At 54.7% G+C, this 15,079-nt stretch carries 22 protein-coding genes and 1 pseudogene; 5 read left to right on the top strand and 18 right to left on the bottom strand.

Features of this window, described 5'->3' with window-relative positions; genetic code table 11:
• The first annotated feature begins 54 nt into the window (after positions 1-54).
• The 4 genes from RCH87_RS03795 to RCH87_RS03780 all read left to right on the top strand — a co-directional run bounded on the left by RCH87_RS03795 (position 55) and on the right by RCH87_RS03780 (position 3,696).
• Positions 55-1,077, top strand: coding sequence for a metal ABC transporter substrate-binding protein (locus RCH87_RS03795; RefSeq protein WP_306515418.1), 1,023 nt, complete (start codon positions 55-57; stop codon positions 1,075-1,077).
• Between the two features lie 95 nt (positions 1,078-1,172).
• A complete protein-coding gene (locus tag RCH87_RS03790) occupies positions 1,173-1,955 on the top strand; it encodes a metal ABC transporter ATP-binding protein (protein ID WP_306515417.1) in 783 nt (260 codons plus the stop codon).
• A gap of 5 nt (positions 1,956-1,960) precedes the next feature.
• Positions 1,961-2,833 (top strand): metal ABC transporter permease, encoded by an 873-nt coding sequence (locus tag RCH87_RS03785; protein ID WP_306515416.1) that lies wholly within the window; start codon positions 1,961-1,963, stop codon positions 2,831-2,833.
• A complete protein-coding gene (locus RCH87_RS03780) occupies positions 2,830-3,696 on the top strand; it encodes a metal ABC transporter permease (protein WP_306515415.1) in 867 nt (288 codons plus the stop codon). Before RCH87_RS03785 ends, RCH87_RS03780 begins: the two co-directional genes overlap by 4 nt.
• Before the next feature lie 81 nt (positions 3,697-3,777).
• On the opposite strand, the gene RCH87_RS03775 is transcribed toward RCH87_RS03780, so the two are convergent.
• The 17 genes from RCH87_RS03775 to RCH87_RS03695 all read right to left on the bottom strand — a co-directional run bounded on the left by RCH87_RS03775 (position 3,778) and on the right by RCH87_RS03695 (position 14,492).
• Positions 3,778-3,981, bottom strand: a complete 204-nt coding sequence (locus RCH87_RS03775) for a DUF2892 domain-containing protein (RefSeq protein WP_306515414.1) — start codon at positions 3,979-3,981, stop codon at positions 3,778-3,780.
• 164 nt (positions 3,982-4,145) lie between these two features.
• On the bottom strand, positions 4,146-4,643 hold the full coding sequence (gene rplQ / locus RCH87_RS03770; protein WP_306515413.1) for a 50S ribosomal protein L17: 498 nt from the start codon (positions 4,641-4,643) through the stop codon (positions 4,146-4,148).
• Between the two features lie 104 nt (positions 4,644-4,747).
• A complete protein-coding gene (locus RCH87_RS03765; RefSeq protein WP_306515412.1) occupies positions 4,748-5,755 on the bottom strand; it encodes a DNA-directed RNA polymerase subunit alpha in 1,008 nt (335 codons plus the stop codon).
• A 78-nt stretch (positions 5,756-5,833) separates the two neighbouring features.
• Complete coding sequence (gene rpsD, locus RCH87_RS03760) at positions 5,834-6,439, bottom strand: 30S ribosomal protein S4 (protein ID WP_306515411.1); 606 nt, start codon at positions 6,437-6,439, stop codon at positions 5,834-5,836.
• A 21-nt stretch (positions 6,440-6,460) separates the two neighbouring features.
• Positions 6,461-6,862, bottom strand: a complete 402-nt coding sequence (gene rpsK, locus RCH87_RS03755) for a 30S ribosomal protein S11 (protein ID WP_306515410.1) — start codon at positions 6,860-6,862, stop codon at positions 6,461-6,463.
• Between the two features lie 3 nt (positions 6,863-6,865).
• Positions 6,866-7,234, bottom strand: coding sequence for a 30S ribosomal protein S13 (rpsM, locus tag RCH87_RS03750; RefSeq protein WP_306515409.1), 369 nt, complete (start codon positions 7,232-7,234; stop codon positions 6,866-6,868).
• Positions 7,235-7,434: 200 nt separating this feature from the next.
• Positions 7,435-7,653: a translation initiation factor IF-1 gene (gene infA / locus RCH87_RS03745; RefSeq protein WP_018121277.1), complete on the bottom strand. Its 219-nt coding sequence runs from the start codon at positions 7,651-7,653 to the stop codon at positions 7,435-7,437.
• Positions 7,654-7,906: 253 nt separating this feature from the next.
• A complete protein-coding gene (locus RCH87_RS03740; protein ID WP_306515408.1) occupies positions 7,907-8,644 on the bottom strand; it encodes a L,D-transpeptidase in 738 nt (245 codons plus the stop codon).
• A gap of 83 nt (positions 8,645-8,727) precedes the next feature.
• Positions 8,728-9,273, bottom strand: coding sequence for an adenylate kinase (locus RCH87_RS03735; protein ID WP_306515407.1), 546 nt, complete (start codon positions 9,271-9,273; stop codon positions 8,728-8,730).
• A complete protein-coding gene (gene secY, locus RCH87_RS03730) occupies positions 9,273-10,598 on the bottom strand; it encodes a preprotein translocase subunit SecY (protein WP_306515406.1) in 1,326 nt (441 codons plus the stop codon). The genes RCH87_RS03735 and secY overlap by 1 nt, the downstream gene beginning before the upstream one ends.
• 380 nt (positions 10,599-10,978) lie before the next feature.
• The gene (gene rplO, locus RCH87_RS03725; RefSeq protein ID WP_306515405.1) at positions 10,979-11,428 is read right to left on the bottom strand and encodes a 50S ribosomal protein L15; all 450 of its coding nucleotides are present in this window, start codon (positions 11,426-11,428) and stop codon (positions 10,979-10,981) included.
• A gap of 7 nt (positions 11,429-11,435) precedes the next feature.
• The gene (gene rpmD / locus RCH87_RS03720) at positions 11,436-11,621 is read right to left on the bottom strand and encodes a 50S ribosomal protein L30 (RefSeq protein WP_306515404.1); all 186 of its coding nucleotides are present in this window, start codon (positions 11,619-11,621) and stop codon (positions 11,436-11,438) included.
• Positions 11,622-11,624: 3 nt separating this feature from the next.
• Positions 11,625-12,239, bottom strand: coding sequence for a 30S ribosomal protein S5 (rpsE, locus tag RCH87_RS03715; protein ID WP_306515403.1), 615 nt, complete (start codon positions 12,237-12,239; stop codon positions 11,625-11,627).
• Positions 12,240-12,279: 40 nt separating this feature from the next.
• The gene (rplR, locus tag RCH87_RS03710; RefSeq protein ID WP_306515402.1) at positions 12,280-12,675 is read right to left on the bottom strand and encodes a 50S ribosomal protein L18; all 396 of its coding nucleotides are present in this window, start codon (positions 12,673-12,675) and stop codon (positions 12,280-12,282) included.
• Positions 12,676-12,678: 3 nt separating this feature from the next.
• Positions 12,679-13,215, bottom strand: coding sequence for a 50S ribosomal protein L6 (rplF, locus tag RCH87_RS03705; RefSeq protein ID WP_306515401.1), 537 nt, complete (start codon positions 13,213-13,215; stop codon positions 12,679-12,681).
• A gap of 18 nt (positions 13,216-13,233) precedes the next feature.
• Complete coding sequence (gene rpsH, locus RCH87_RS03700) at positions 13,234-13,629, bottom strand: 30S ribosomal protein S8 (protein ID WP_306515400.1); 396 nt, start codon at positions 13,627-13,629, stop codon at positions 13,234-13,236.
• 365 nt (positions 13,630-13,994) lie between these two features.
• A complete protein-coding gene (locus RCH87_RS03695) occupies positions 13,995-14,492 on the bottom strand; it encodes a hypothetical protein (RefSeq protein WP_306515399.1) in 498 nt (165 codons plus the stop codon).
• Between the two features lie 154 nt (positions 14,493-14,646).
• On the opposite strand from RCH87_RS03695, the gene RCH87_RS03690 reads away from it, so the two are divergent.
• Positions 14,647-14,847 carry a hypothetical protein gene (locus RCH87_RS03690; RefSeq protein WP_306515398.1) on the top strand — a complete coding sequence of 67 codons (201 nt, stop codon included), beginning with the start codon at positions 14,647-14,649 and terminating at the stop codon, positions 14,845-14,847.
• A 70-nt stretch (positions 14,848-14,917) separates the two neighbouring features.
• Here the strand turns inward: RCH87_RS03690 and RCH87_RS03685 are convergent.
• Positions 14,918-15,079, bottom strand: a pseudogene (locus RCH87_RS03685) (50S ribosomal protein L5); the annotation flags it as partial.

Below are 15,079 nucleotides of genomic sequence, written 5' to 3'. Positions count from 1 at the left end.
TGAACTTTTTTGCACGCTTTTCCATAAAACATGATCCATCCACGGAAGGCAACTATGACTCACACTTCGATCACCCCGGCTGACTCCGCACGTTCGCCACGCACCACTGCGCCAGCACGCCGCACTGTTCTGCGCACCGCTGCGACCGCCGCCACCGCCCTAGCCTGCATTGGCGGATTGGCTGCCTGCGCTGACGAAACCGACGATAACGCTGGCAGCGCAAACGGTGCCGGAAGCGGTGATGACAAGCTCACTGTATTCGCCACCACCGGCTATCTGGCTGATGCTGCGAAGCAAATCGCTCCAGAAGCAGAAATCATCACCCTGGTTGGCCCTGGCGGCGACCCACACACCTACCAGCCAACCACGCAGGACATCGATACAATGCGCAACTCCGACGTCGTGTTGTGGAACGGCCTGCACCTAGAAGCCCAAATGGACCAGCAACTGGAATCTCTTGGAGATAAGCAAGTTGCTGTCGGTGATCAACTCGATGAGTCCAAACTGCTGCCGTGGCCAGAAGCCGACGAAGAAGGCGAGCCAGAATACGATCCACACATTTGGAACTCCCCGGAACTGTGGCAAGAAGTCGTCGACATCGTTGCCGACCACATCTCGGAGATCGATCCGGATGGCGCGGATGAATACCAGGCGGCAGCCGATAAATACAACGAAGAAATCGCTGCGCTTCATAAGGAAGCCGAAGAAGCCCTCAGTGATCTGTCCTCACGTTTCTTGGTCACCGGCCACGACGCCTTCAACTACTTGGGCGATACCTATGACCTTGACGTCGAAGCTACCGACTTCGTGTCCACTGAGGCAGAAAAATCGGCGACCGAGCTCGATGAACTGGCGGAAAAGGTCGCCGAGAACAAGGTGCCGACCATCTTCTATGACAACCAGGTCAACCCACAGGCGATCAATGCTCTGAGCGAAGCAGTTTCTTCCCGCGGTTGGGAAGTCAACATTTCTGATGAAGAATTGTTTGCCGACAGCCTGGGCGCCGAGGCTCCCGTAGATACCTACTTGGGCGCTTTCCGTCACAACTTCGAAGCGATCGCGGCCGCTCTGAAGTAACTCTAGGCTCCATCTTCGATACCCACCGCAGTGAGCTGCGGCACCCGCCACGGTGGGTGTCGCAGCTCGTTATTCCCATCTCACAGGAGACCACGATGCTCGCCCCCGCTCCCACCACAATCGCAGCACTCTCGGTGCGCAACCTGACCGTTAACTACGGCACCGGAACCATCCTGGATCAACTCGACGTAGAAATCCCCCGTGGCAGCTTTGCCGGTGTCGTCGGTGCCAATGGCAGCGGCAAGTCCACATTGTTACAGGCCTGTTTGGGGCTATTGCCGAAGGCGACTCGTGGCGATGCCAAGGTAGAGTTCTTCGGGAAGCCATTGAGCAGCATTCGCCAGCAGCTGGGTTATATGCCGCAGAGTCAGCAGGTCGACTGGGATTTTCCCGCCACCGTTCTCGATGTAGCCGTGATGGGGCGCACCGCCAGCGCCCGGAGCTGGTGGCCCTGGCCGCGTGCGGCAGACAAACAAGCAGCACGCAAAGCCGTCGAGGCCGTCGGGCTCACAAAATACTCCACAGCAGCCATCGGTGCCCTTTCCGGTGGGCAACGCCAACGCGCACTATTGGCCCGGACGCTGGTTAACGACCCAGAACTGTTGGTTCTCGACGAGCCCTTCCAAGGCATCGATGCCTTTAGCCAAGAAACCATCGTCGGTATCCTGCGCGAGTTGCATCGCAACGGCACCACGATCATCATGGTTCACCACAACCTTGCCGAAGTCGCAGAGTATTGTGACCACGTCACCCTGCTCAACAACGGCAAGGTATCGGCTAACGGTCCTACAGAGAAGACTTTGACCGACGATGCCATCAGTGCCGCTTATAACCTGCCGGGTACCTTCAGCGGCCTGACTCAACCGGATCGTTGGTGATTCCCATGATCATGCCGTGGGAATTATTTACTACGCACACCTATCTGATGGCAGTCCTCGGCACAATGATCATCGGGATTGCTGCCGGGGCACTGTCACCCGTGGTGTATTTTCGCAAGCAAGCCCTGATCGCCGATGTGATTTCCCATGCGAGTCTGCCGGGCATCACCTTGGCTTTTCTCATCGCAGCTTATTTGCAGTTACCGACGCGCAACCCGCTGGTCTTGGCAGCCGGAGCACTAATCACCTCGCTGCTAGCTGTGGGCGTGTCACGTTGGCTGTTTCACCACACCCCGCTGTCCGTCGATTCCGGTATGGCGATCTCTTTGAGCGTGTCATTTGCCCTGGGCATGCTTGGTTTGTTCATCATTACGAGACAACCGCTGCCCGGCAAAGGCGGAATCCAGGACTACCTGTTGGGCAACGCCTCGTCCGTCACCATTGCCGATTTAAAGATTTCCGTTGTCCTCAGCGTCGTTATTTTAGCTGCTCTTATTTGGTGGTTCCCGGTGCTGAAGTGTTGGCTTTTCGACGCCACCTTTGCCGCCACTTCTGGTGTGCGCAGCCGTTTGCTGCACCTCGTAGCGATGACTGCCTTTGCACTGGTTGTCGTGAATGGCATAAAAGTCGTCGGCGTAATTCTGATGGTGTCTTTCGTGATTGCACCGTGTGTGGCAGCACGGCAGTGGTCGAATCAGCTTGGTGTTGTTACCGTCTTGGCGGCATTGATTGGTGCTGCTAGTTGTTTCATCGGGGTTTATCTGGCAGTCGTGATCGGTTCGATCCCCACCGGCCCGCTGATTGCCGTCGTACAAGCTGTCATTGCTCTGTTTTCTATCGTTTTTGCCCCTAAGCGCGGATTGGTGTTCGCCCAATGAGTTTTGCTGTCACCGTAAGCATTCTGGCTGTTGTCACCGCCGTGACGTGCGCGATTCCAGGAGTTGTTGTCGTCGCCAACAAAGACGCGATGCTTCTCGACGGCATGGGTCACGCAGTGCTTCCCGGCATAGTTGTCGGCGCACTCCTTGCGGGTACGATTAACTCGCCGATTTTGATTATTTTCGCGGGAGCTGCAGCATTTTTGGTTGCTTTAGGCACCCGCTGGCTAGCGAGTACTGGTTTGATCGCTGAAGGCGGCGCGTTAGGTCTCGTCTTCCCGAGCATGTTTGCACTCGGCGTCGTGTTGTTAAGTCTTAATTTTTCGAACGTGCATTTTGATGTGCACACGGTGTTGGTGGGCAATCTGAACCTAGCGGCGATGCAACAACCGTCGTATTTGTGGACGCTAGTGCCGATCATGCTGGCAAATATCGTCTTCGTCGGATGGCTACTCCCCCTGCTGGGAGCTTGTGCCTTCGACGACCGCGCCGCCAAAGTCGCTGGCGTACCCATACGGGCGTTGCGCTTGACGACGCTTGCCTTAACCTCGTTGACGGTCACTGCAAGTTTTTACGCCGCTGGAGTGATGCTAGTGATCGCGATGATGGTACTGCCTGCGGCTACCGGGCGAATCTTCGCTGTCACCGTTCGGGTACCGGGCATTTCCATGCTCAGCCAAATTCTCTGCAGTGCCGTAGTGATTGCACTAGTAGGCAGCCTGGTGGGATTTTGGAGCGCGTATCGCATAGACATCCCCGCTGCTGTGGCGATCACCATTGCTTATGCCCTGCTGTTGGTGGCGGCGCTCAGCTCGATATCTCTGGGGCGACGCGGGCGCAGACGAGCTCCCGCTTTTGCCTAAGCGAGATCGTTACCAAGCGAACGCCTCAATGTTTTAATACGAGACTGTGTTAGTGCCGGACAGTGTTAGTACCGGACTGTGTTAGTGCCGCACTTTGCAGGTGTTGATTCCCAGCAGGCGGTACAACGGGCAGAAGCCCACTGCTGCGGTGATGACCAGAACGAGGCCGACGATGATCAACAGTGCGCGAAGGAAACCGCCGGCTACAAACAGCCCAACAAGCAAGGCAATAATGCCAACTACAGCACGGATTCCGCGGTCTTGGTTAGATTCGTTGCGTTTCATGATTTCACTTTAATGCACAAAAGCTCTATTTCCTCGTTCGGGAGGAAATAGAGCTTAGTGATCTTTACTACACACAAACGTGCTTGTGTGCTGCCGATGGCATATCGAGAGCTAGTGATTAATCATATTTGGCCAACCACTAGCCCAGCTAGTAAGCCGAGAGATTACTTCTCCTCGGAATCTGCTTCGGAGTTAGCAGCGGCACCTTCGGAATCCATGGTGGATTCGTCAGATGGGTCAGCAGCGTCGGAATCTGCCTTCGCAGCAGCGGCCTGAGTGGTGCGTTCCGCGGAGGCGGTGACGGTCTCTTCCAGAACCAGGGAAATCTGGGTCATTGGAGCGTTATCGCCGGTACGATTTTCCAGCTTAACCAAGCGGGTGTAGCCACCGTCGCGTTTGGCGAACTGTGGAGCCAGTTCATTGAACAGACGGGCAACGGCTTCCTTCTGTGGGACCTGTGCGAGAACCTCGCGACGGTCAGCCAGGGTGCCGGAGCGAGCCTTGGTGATCAGCTTTTCTGCGTATGGACGCAGCAGCTTCGCCTTAGCATCGGTGGTTTTGATGGAATCGTGCTCGAACAGCGCTGCAGCCAAGTTCGACAGGATGTGCCGCTGGTTGCGAGCCGAACCACCAATTCGGGCGCCTCGTTTTGGAGTAGGCATAGTGTTTCTCCTCGTGTTTAATTAAGTGAGCGCGTAGGCAGAAACGCAGCATACGGCGGAAAGTTCCACCTGAAGGCTAATGCATCTGCCGGAACGTATGCGCTTTACTCGGAATCTTCTGCAGGATCCTTGAAGTCGCCGGTTTCTGCGTCGTAGCCTTCCAACACAGTTGGGTCGAAATCTTCTGGGGCGTCCTTCAGAGTCAGATTCAGGTTCGCCAGCTTAATCTTGACCTCGTTGATCGACTTCTGGCCGAAGTTGCGGATATCCAGCAAGTCAGATTCGGTGCACTCTGCGAGCTCACCGACGGTGTGGATTTCCTGGCGCTTCAGGCAGTTATACGAGCGGACGGAGAAATTCAGGTCCTCGATTGGCATGCCGTAGGCCGCGATGTATTCGGATTCCTGCGGGGAGGGTCCGATCTCGATGCCTTCAGCCTGGTTGTTAAGCTCACGCGCCAAACCAAATAGTTCAACCAAGGTACCACCGGCGGATGCCAGAGCATCCCGGGCGGAAATAGAGTTCTTGGTCTCTACATCGATGACCAGCTTATCGAAGTCGGTACGCTGCTCGACACGTGTTGCTTCGACCTTATAGGACACCTTCAGTACCGGGGAATAAATCTGATCCACCGGGATACGTCCGATATCGCCAGAAGTAGGAGCGGCGGGAACATAGCCACGACCACGTTCGACAACGAGCTCCATTTCGAAACGGGCGTCGTCGTTAAGCGAAGCGATGTGCAGATCCGGGTTGTGGATCTCAACACCGGCTGGTGGCTGAATGTCTCCTGCGGTAATGTTGCCCGCTCCCTGCTGGGACACGTACATCACGACAGGCTCGTCTGAATCCGAAGACAACACGAGATCCTTCACGTTCAGGATGATCTCCGAAACGTCTTCTTTCACACCATTAATAGTGGTGAACTCGTGTAGAACTCCGTCGATCTTTACCGAAGTGACCGCAGCCCCAGGAATCGAGGACAGCAGCGTACGACGCAGCGAGTTACCCAGGGTGTAACCGAAGCCCGGCTCCAGAGGCTCAATGACGAACTTAGAACGGGAAGAATCAATGAATTCTTCGGTCAGCTGGGGACGCTGTGAAATAAGCATGAATTTTCTCCTTTGGCGCCCGCTATTTGACGCCGGTTAGGACAACAAGGAAAGAAAAGCTGAAGAAACGAAGCTGGATTACTTCGAGTAAAGCTCGACGATGAGCTGTTCTTGCAGCGGAACGTCGATCTGAGCGCGCTCGGGCAGCTGGTGCACGAGGATGCGCAAGGTGTCTGGAACGACCTGCAGCCACGCCGGTACGACGGCGTCGGAAAGACCGTCCTGGGCTTCTTCGAACCACTGCATCTTCTGCGAACGTGGACGAACGTCGATGATGTCGTACTGGGTGACCGAGTAGGACGGGATGTCGATGTTCTTGCCGTTCACGGTGAAGTGACCGTGAGAAACCAACTGACGGGCTTGGCGACGGGTCTTTGCCAAACCAGCACGGTAGACAACGTTGTCCAGGCGCGATTCGAGCAGGATTACCAGGTTGTCACCGGTCTTACCAGTCAGGCGGTTAGCCTCGGTGTAGTAGCGACGGAACTGACGCTCCAGAACACCGTAGGTGTACTTCGCCTTCTGCTTTTCCTGCAGCTGCAGCAGGTATTCAGATTCTTTGATGCGGTTACGTCCAGCGTGTCCTGGTGGGTAAGGACGACGCTCGAATGCCAGGTCTCCGCCGACTAGGTCGACGCGCAGACGGCGGGATACGCGGGTTGCGGGGCCAATATAACGAGCCATGTTTTAAACCTCTTCCTTCCCCTAGAACTTACGCTTTTTCGGTGGGCGGCAGCCATTGAATGGGTGCGGCGTTGCATCCGTGATCGAGTTGACCTCAAGGCCAGCTGCCTGCAGGGAACGAATGGCGGTCTCGCGGCCAGAGCCCGGACCCTTAACGAATACGTCAACCTTTTTCATGTTGTGATCCATTGCCTTACGGGCGGCGTTTTCAGCAGCCATCTGCGCAGCAAACGGAGTGGACTTACGGGAGCCCTTGAAACCAACGTGACCGGACGAAGCCCATGCGATTACAGCACCAGCTGGGTCTGTAATCGACACGATGGTGTTGTTGAAGGTCGATTTGATGTAGGCGTGGCCGTGGGCCACATTCTTCTTTACGACGCGACGGCCACGACGTGCGCCAGGGCGAGTCTTTGGAGGCATAAACTACTTCTTCTTTCCTGCGATCGTCTTCTTTGGACCCTTACGGGTACGTGCATTGGTCTTGGTGCGCTGACCACGGACAGGCAGGCCACGACGGTGGCGCAGGCCTTGGTAGCTTCCAATCTCAATCTTGCGACGGATGTTGGCTTGCACCTCGCGACGAAGGTCACCTTCGACGGTGTATTGAGCCTCGATCTGGTCACGCAACGAGGACACCTGGTCGTCGGTGAGGTTGTCGGTGCGCAAATCAGGAGAGATGCCGGTAGCTTCCAGCAACTCGTGGGCACGGGTTGGACCGATGCCGTAAATGTAGGTGAGAGCGATCTCCATACGCTTATTGCGTGGGAGATCCACACCAGCTAGACGTGCCATAAGGCGAGTCCTTTCGGGGTATGCACGGTGGTTTTCTCCCTACCCGCCCTGGGTCAACAGATTTCCCCGTCGCAACACCCGGGGGCGTTGTGAAGTGGGAACCGCTGCCAGGCTCGGGCCACCGTGGCCTGAGGTGTACGAACAACAAAACCGAAGCAGGAGCCCGGATTGTTGATTCTGAGTAGGGAGGCTTACAGTCTTTACTTGTAGCGATAGACGATGCGACCACGGTTCAGGTCGTACGGAGAAAGCTCTACGACGACCCGATCTTCCGGAAGAATACGGATATAGTGCTGGCGCATCTTACCCGAAATATGAGCAAGCACCTCATGTCCGTTGTCTAGCTCGACTTTGAACATTGCGTTTGGCAAAGGTTCGGTGACCCGACCTTCGACCTCAATTGCGCCTTCCTTAGCCATATCCTCCGGCTTCCTGGCTCGGTCTGAACTGAGCCGATCGCTTATCTATTACTTCAATGGCCTGCGAAACGTTTACTAGAGTGCACAAACACGAAGACACCGGCCGTGGCCGGTGTCGGTGCGTGCGCAAACTCAAACAGACCAATCACCAACTATACAGAGCACTAGCAGGAATAACAAACTTTTGCCATAAGCACCAGCAGATAAGTTGGTTGATCGTAAGCTTCTAGGTGACGGTTCAGAAAACCAGGACTTAGTAAATGAATACCTTGTCGCCGATGTTGAGGTGATTCCAGTAAGTCAGTGCGTCTTGCTGTGGCAAACGAACGCAACCTGCGGAATCATAAGCTGGAGATCCCTGGTGGAACGCATGGCCATTATTTGTGAAATAGATTGCATAAGGCATTGGCGCATTGCCAAACTCCCAAGATATTTCGTCTTTAACCTTACGGTTCACATGGAAGGTGCCACGAGGGGTGTCCTGGCCTGGTTTGCCCGGTGCCATTGCAGAAGCAACGTGAGTTACGTTGCCGCGGCCATCTTGTAGCCAGGTTCGCCGACCATCGATGTCCACACAAACACGAGCGTCGGCCGGACAAGCCGCGGTGTCAATGTGCGGACCACGAGCAGGTGCCGGTGTCATCGGCTCCGCAGGGCCACGCGCAGCGCGTGCAGCCTGTTCTTTTTCAGCAATCAAACCCGGGAAGACGAAATTCAGTGCTTGGTCGATAGTCTGAGCCAAGCCCGACGCAAACTGTGGGTTGAGCTGACGCGCCTGTCCTACCAGTTGGTTACGCAGGTGCCACGCACCGTCACGATTGCGCTGGTCAAAATCGCGAACAAGCTGATTGAAATCAGGCAACTGGATATGATCCGGGATCTGCGAGGAGTTCAGCGCTGGTTGTGCATGTGCAGGTGCAGACGGGAACAATACCGAAGCGAGCATCGCAAGGCTAGCAACCAAACCTGCGATCATTTTGCGGGAATTCATGGAAGGTGCGTCCTTTTTCAAAAATTTTGACGCCGCTGGATGCGACGTCTACTAATAGTACTTTATTTATTGTCCAGCACGGATTATTTTCCCAAAGCAGACATGGTGCGTTGATTGATTTCATCAATCTCACCTTCGGCTTGGATATCAATGACATCGTCACCGTAGTGTTTGATCAATGGCACGACTTCGTCATAGTAGACACCCAAGCGCGTCCGAATCGCCTCTTCAGTATCGTCGGCACGCCCACGAGCTTTCATACGTTCGATGACGACCGCTTCGGACACCTCGAAGTTGATGACGTGATCCAACTGTAAGTTCTTTTTCGCTAACAGCGTTTCCAAGATCTCAGCCTGCTCGACGGTACGCGGGAAGCCGTCGAGTAGAAAACCAGCATCAGCATCTGGTTCTTCGAGTCGGGACTCAACCATGCGTGCGGTGACATCGGTGGGAACCAATTTGCCTGCGTCGATATATTCCTTGGCTTCCACACCCAACGGTGTGCCTTCCGAGATATTTGCCCGGAATAAATCACCGGTCGAGATATGTGGAATGTTCAATTTCTCGCTGAGTATTTCAGCCTGAGTGCCTTTACCAGCACCGGCTGGGCCAAGGAGTACCAATCGCATTATTTGAGCAGCCCTTCGTAGTTGGATTGCAGTAGTTGGGATTCAATTTGCTTCACTGTGGTCAGAGCCACAGATACCATAATCAGGATAGCAGTACCGCCAAAGGCAGTCATACCGCCGGAGTTCTGCGAGCCCACGCCCAAGTCAAGCGCGATATTCGGCAAGATAGCGATGAAGGCGAGATAGATCGAACCGACAAACAACAGGCGATTCATCACAAAACTGAGGTACATCGCGGTCGGACGCCCAGGACGAATCCCCGGAATGAATCCACCATATTTCTTCATGTTCTCGGCTTGCTCGTTCGGGTCGTACTGGATCGAGGTGTAGAAGTACGAGAAGAAAATGATCAACGTGACATAAACGACGATGTAGACGTACGACGACGGCGACTGCAAGTTTGCAATAACATTGCGCATCCACCAGTTATCCGGCGGTGTTGGGCTCGAAGAGTTCACGATCTCGGTGATGAGAACAGGCATGTAGATCAGAGACGACGCAAAGATCACCGGGATAACGCCAGCCTGGTTGACTTTCAAAGGCAAGTACGTCGACGAGCCACCATATTGACGGCGACCGACCATACGCTTGGCGTACTGGACAGGAATACGACGCTGGCCCTGCTCCATGAAGGTAATTCCAACGACGAGAGCGACAACAGCGGCGCACACAACCGCGAATACTACTCCGCCATTATCCTGCAAGATGTTATAGCCGTCGGTAGGCAGACGAGTTGCGATACCCGCGAAAATCAGCAACGACATGCCGTTGCCGATGCCTTTTTCCGTAATCAATTCACCGAGCCACATAACTAAGATGGCACCGGTGGTCATGACAGTCACCAACAAAATGAGGTCGAAGATACCACGGTTCGGATCCAGCACCTCAACGCCTTGGCCCAGTAGTTGGTTGCGGTCTGCCAGAGCAACGATGCCGGCAGATTGCAATAAAGCCAACCCGAGGGTCAGGTAACGCGTGTACTGCGTCATTTTGGCTTGACCTGACTGGCCTTCTTTTTTCAGCTGTTCAAAATGCGGAATCACTACAGTCAACAGTTGAGTGATAATCGACGCCGTAATATACGGCATAATGCCGATCGCGAAGATAGACAACTGCAACAGCGCCCCACCGGAGAACAAATTGATGACGGAATACAGGCTGTCATCTTCTTGGGTCAGCTCACGCAGCCGCCCCGAGATGTTTTGGTAGTCCACACCTGGCGATGGGATCTGCGCACCGATGCGGTAAAGCACAATGAGCAAGATTGTGAACAAAATCTTGCGCCGAAGATCCGCATCCTTAAAAGCCTGAATGATGGCAGACACTAAAGCCTCCTAGCCTATTTACTGCCACCTGGTGAAGTGACGCTAAGGCAACCGATTAATTCTGAATTCGTCCGCACTCTACAACGCTGCTAGATCAACATTTCGTTCCCAGCGAGCGTGAGGTGCCCACCTACGCGCGCGTGCACGCGTGACCTTAGTAGCCTACCAGCCATTCCCATCCTTGTTCATATTCTGGGGGTGTGTAATAGGTCAACCTTAGTGTTTCGCTAACCAAATGATGCTTGTGACCATACAAAAACCCTCCGGGACTGCGTGAGCAGTCACGGAGGGTGCTGGTTAAGCTTTTCCAACCGGCCGAGGCCGCAAGGCCAAGAACCGATTGGCATGCTGTGTTAAATGAACCAACGCAGCCTTAACGCTTAAGCCTTAGTGGTTGAGCCACCGGCAGCTTCGATCTTCTCGACAGCCGACTTCGAGAACTTCTGTGCAGTGACGTTGATCTTCACAGAAATCTCGCCGTTGCCCAAAACCTTAACAGGCTGGTTCTTGCGTACGAGACCGTTGTTTACCAGGTCAGCAACAGTGATGTCGCCACCCTGTGGGAAGGTCTTCTCCAAGTCAGATACGTTGACTACCTGGAATACAACCTTGTTTGGGTTCTTGAAACCACGCAGCTTTGGCAAACGCATCTGGATAGGCATCTGCCCACCCTCAAAGTTTGCAGCTACCTGCTTACGTGCCTTAGTACCCTTGGTACCGCGACCCGCAGTCTTACCGCGTTTGCCGCCTTCACCGCGACCAACGCGACGTTTTGCCTTGTTTGCACCCTTTTCTGGGCGCAAATCGTGCAGCTTGATGATATCGCTCATGGTATATCTACTCCCCTGCCACTTCTTCGACGGTGACCAGGTGGCGCACCTTCTGAATGATGCCACGGATCGCCGGGGTGTCCTGCTGGACAACAGAGTGGCGGATCCGCTTCAGGCCCAGTGCTTCCATGTTGGCCTTTTGGTTCGGCGTCGTGCCAACCAGACCACGTGTCTGAGTAATCTTCAGAGCCATTGTTTATGCCTCCTGTCCTGCGCGAGCGCGCAGCATACGTGCTGGGGCGATCTCTTCGACGGATTTGCCACGACGAGCAGCAACTTCCTCAGGACGAACCAGTTGCTTCAGGCCATCCACGGTCGCGCGGACGACGTTCAATGCATTGTCCGAGCCCAGGGACTTGGACAGGATGTCTTGTACGCCTGCGCATTCGAGAACCGGGCGAGCAGCACCACCGGCAATAACACCGGTACCTGGAGCTGCTGGTTTCAGCATCACGACGCCAGCTGCATCTTCACCCTGTACTGGGTGAGTGATGGTTCCGCCAATCATTGGGACACGGAAGAAGTTCTTGCGTGCTTCTTCGGCACCCTTCTGGATAGCGGCTGGAACTTCCTTGGCCTTACCATAGCCAACACCAACCATGCCTTCGCCGTCGCCGACGATGACCAGAGCGGTGAAGCTCATGTTACGGCCACCCTTGACTGTCTTGGAAACACGGTTGATGGCGACAACGCGCTCGATGTACTTATCGCGGTCGTTGTCCTGGTTGCGACGATCGTTACGACGATTGTTGCGATCGTTCTTCTTGTTGTCGGCGGAGCGTCCGCCGTCGCGCTGATCACGATCCGACATTACGCGTCCTTTCCGTTGGTGTTTGCAACTGCGTTGATCATTAGAACTTCAGACCACCTTCACGTGCAGCATCAGCGAAAGCAGCTACGCGGCCGTGGTATTTGTAACCAGCACGGTCGAATACTACTGCTTCGATGCCTGCGTCTTTGGCGCGTTGAGCGATGAGCTTGCCGACTTCAGCACCACGTGCCTTCTTGTCGCCCTCGGCATCGCGGATTTCCATGGTGGAAGCCGCAGCCAGGGTGTGGCCAGCTTTGTCGTCGATCAGCTGCGCGTGCAGGTGGCGCGCCGTGCGGTGAACGACCAAACGTGGTGTCTCTGGAGTTCCACGCAGCGTCTTACGAATACGGAAATGACGGCGGGCACGTGCCTCACGACGGCGGGACGAGATATCCTTACCGACTGGGTTGCGCTTGTTGTTTGCAGAATTAGACATTGCTTACTTACCCGTCTTTCCGACCTTGCGACGTACCTGTTCGCCGACGTAGCGGATGCCCTTACCCTTGTAAGGATCGTGCTTACGCAGACGGCGGATGTTCGCCGCAACTTGGCCAACCTGTTGCTTATCGATACCAGAGATAGAGAACTTGGTGTTGCCGTCTACAGCGAAGGTGATTCCTTCATCAGCCTTAACTGGGACAGAGTGGGAGTAGCCCAAGGAGAACTCAAGGTCCTTGCCCTTTTGCTGCACACGGTAACCAACACCGTGGATTTCCATCTTGATTTCGTAGCCCTCGGTTACACCGACAACGCAGTTGTTCACCAGGGAACGTGCGAGACCGTGCAGAGAACGGTTCTTGCGGTGGTTGTCCGGGCGGGAGACGCGCAGTTCGCCGTCCTCCTGGACGATGGAAATTGGCTCTGGAACGTCAACTTCCAAGGTGCCCTTAGGCCCCTTGACGGAAACGTTCTGGCCATCGATTTTTACCTCGACGCCGCTAGGGACGGCGATTGGTGCCAAACCAACTCGTGACATTGATAATCACCCTTCCCTTTACCAGACGTAGGCGATGACTTCTCCGCCTACGCCTTTCTGCTCAGCCTCGCGGTCGGTCAACAGGCCGTGGGAGGTGGAGATGATAGCCACACCCAATCCGCCCAGGACCTTAGGAAGTTCCGTTGCCTTGGCGTAGACACGCAGACCAGGCTTGGAAACGCGGCGCAGACCAGATAGGGCGCGCTCGCGGTTGTTGTACTTCAGGTCCAGCGAGAGGGTCTTCTTTGCCTTCTCACCTTCCACGGAGTAGCCGGTGATGTAGCCTTCTTGCTTCAGGATTTCAGCGATGTTCGCCTTCATCTTGGATGCAGGCATGGACACGGTGCCGTGCTGCGCGTGGTTAGCGTTACGCACCCGTGAGAGCATGTCTGCAATCGGGTCAGTCATGGTCATGTGGTGACCTTGAACCTTTCTCGTTGCGGTTCCCAAACTCACCTTAAAAGCGTTACCGGGCTGTTTTGGGCAACTCGACGCTCGCATGCTCAATAGCATGTTCGCTCGCTACCTCGATGAAGCTCGGTCGCCATGATGGCGAGGGGCCTACAACAAACGTAGGAAAAACTTGCAAGTCTGTGCACACAGGATAAACGCCAGAATGAGATATCACATTGACGTATTAGCTGTTCTCGGACCGCGGCTTTAGGCACACGTATCCCAAAAAGCACAAGACGCCCCAACCCTAGCAGGGTTGAGGCGATTCGGCCAACCGTGAGAACGACTAGCCGACTCCACATGCCAATTTCACTGGGAAACTACCTTTAGGAGTTCTTCTTAGCCTTCCGTGCCGCCTTCTTGGCAGCTTTCTTTTCTGCCTTAGCAATCTTGCGGTCCTGCAGTGCACCCGAGATGCGATCCTGCTGGTCTAGAGCGATCAGCCCGGTGCCAATCGCAACCATCATGGAATCCTTCGCGATAGACATGCCATCTTGAGATGGACGGATGCCATCCTCGCGGGTCATATCGTCGTTACGGAAGTAAATGCTCAACAGACCTGCGCCAAAGGTGGTCAGCGCAAGACCTGCAAGGCGGTTGGAGACGAATGGCGCCAACAGCGCGCCACCGACAGCGACTTCGGAAGCACCGATGATAGTCCCAAACTTATCGGACGGCAGTTCCTTCACCTGCGGAATACCCGTAGCAGCAAAGTCCTGTAGACCTTTCGAGGATTCTGCATCCATACCCAACTTGGAAATGCCAGAATCCGCGATGAGGGCACCTGGGATAGCGCGGAGAAGAATCCTTGGGATCGTGGACATAGTTAATGGCTCCTTGTAGGTTTCGTGCATCACCAGTCTAAATAGCGATTGTAGCTATTCTAGCAAAACCCGCAGGTGATTGACTTCATGATATTCTCCAGATCCATTGCATAGCAGGCTGCCAGTAACACTGGCGCCAGAAGGTAGGCGTACTGTGGCGACAAAAGATAAAAAACGGCGCGATGATTGGATTTGTTTTACAACGCTGCTGTTGCTCGGTCTTTATCACTGGTTGTTGTACTTCATACGAGATTCTTCTGAATTTATCATCGCCCTCATCCCCAGCCTCATCGCTTTCCTAGCTGCATGGTATTTCTTCCCAAGAAGAAAACAAGCAACAGACACCAAAAAATAACTCTAGCCCCTCCGGTTTCTTCCCGGAGGGGCTAGAGCCCTTAAGATCAGACTTATTCAGTCCTGGAAAACTACTTCTTGAATGGGAATCCCAGCTCACGAAGCAGCGCGCGACCTTCGTCATCGTTGGTAGCGCTAGTGACAACGGTGATGTCCATACCACGTGGACGGTCAACCTTGTCGATGTCGATCTCGTAGAACATGGTCTGCTCGGACAGGCCGAAGGTGTAGTT

The sequence above is a fragment of the Corynebacterium sp. genome, assembly GCF_030826625.1.
In the GTDB taxonomy this organism is placed as follows: domain Bacteria; phylum Actinomycetota; class Actinomycetes; order Mycobacteriales; family Mycobacteriaceae; genus Corynebacterium.
This window is presented reverse-complemented; position numbering and strand designations above follow the sequence as displayed.

Bases quoted from the DNA above. Each gene is read 5' to 3' on its own strand.
- RCH87_RS03795 (WP_306515418.1), top strand. From the start codon at position 55: ATGACTCACACTTCGATCACCCCGGCTGACTCCGCACGTTCGCCACGC.
- RCH87_RS03790 (WP_306515417.1), top strand. From the start codon at position 1,173: ATGCTCGCCCCCGCTCCCACCACAATCGCAGCACTCTCGGTGCGCAAC.
- RCH87_RS03785 (WP_306515416.1), top strand. From the start codon at position 1,961: ATGATCATGCCGTGGGAATTATTTACTACGCACACCTATCTGATGGCA.
- RCH87_RS03780 (WP_306515415.1), top strand. From the start codon at position 2,830: ATGAGTTTTGCTGTCACCGTAAGCATTCTGGCTGTTGTCACCGCCGTG.
- RCH87_RS03775 (WP_306515414.1), bottom strand. From the start codon at position 3,981: ATGAAACGCAACGAATCTAACCAAGACCGCGGAATCCGTGCTGTAGTT.
- rplQ (WP_306515413.1), bottom strand. From the start codon at position 4,643: ATGCCTACTCCAAAACGAGGCGCCCGAATTGGTGGTTCGGCTCGCAAC.
- RCH87_RS03765 (WP_306515412.1), bottom strand. From the start codon at position 5,755: ATGCTTATTTCACAGCGTCCCCAGCTGACCGAAGAATTCATTGATTCT.
- rpsD (WP_306515411.1), bottom strand. From the start codon at position 6,439: ATGGCTCGTTATATTGGCCCCGCAACCCGCGTATCCCGCCGTCTGCGC.
- rpsK (WP_306515410.1), bottom strand. From the start codon at position 6,862: ATGCCTCCAAAGACTCGCCCTGGCGCACGTCGTGGCCGTCGCGTCGTA.
- rpsM (WP_306515409.1), bottom strand. From the start codon at position 7,234: ATGGCACGTCTAGCTGGTGTGGATCTCCCACGCAATAAGCGTATGGAG.
- infA (WP_018121277.1), bottom strand. From the start codon at position 7,653: ATGGCTAAGGAAGGCGCAATTGAGGTCGAAGGTCGGGTCACCGAACCT.
- RCH87_RS03740 (WP_306515408.1), bottom strand. From the start codon at position 8,644: ATGAATTCCCGCAAAATGATCGCAGGTTTGGTTGCTAGCCTTGCGATG.
- RCH87_RS03735 (WP_306515407.1), bottom strand. From the start codon at position 9,273: ATGCGATTGGTACTCCTTGGCCCAGCCGGTGCTGGTAAAGGCACTCAG.
- rplO (WP_306515405.1), bottom strand. From the start codon at position 11,428: ATGAGCGATATCATCAAGCTGCACGATTTGCGCCCAGAAAAGGGTGCA.
- rpmD (WP_306515404.1), bottom strand. From the start codon at position 11,621: ATGGCTCTGAAGATTACTCAGACACGTGGTCTGGTTGGCACGACGCCG.
- rpsE (WP_306515403.1), bottom strand. From the start codon at position 12,239: ATGTCGGATCGTGATCAGCGCGACGGCGGACGCTCCGCCGACAACAAG.
- rplR (WP_306515402.1), bottom strand. From the start codon at position 12,675: ATGTCTAATTCTGCAAACAACAAGCGCAACCCAGTCGGTAAGGATATC.
- rplF (WP_306515401.1), bottom strand. From the start codon at position 13,215: ATGTCACGAGTTGGTTTGGCACCAATCGCCGTCCCTAGCGGCGTCGAG.
- rpsH (WP_306515400.1), bottom strand. From the start codon at position 13,629: ATGACCATGACTGACCCGATTGCAGACATGCTCTCACGGGTGCGTAAC.
- RCH87_RS03695 (WP_306515399.1), bottom strand. From the start codon at position 14,492: ATGTCCACGATCCCAAGGATTCTTCTCCGCGCTATCCCAGGTGCCCTC.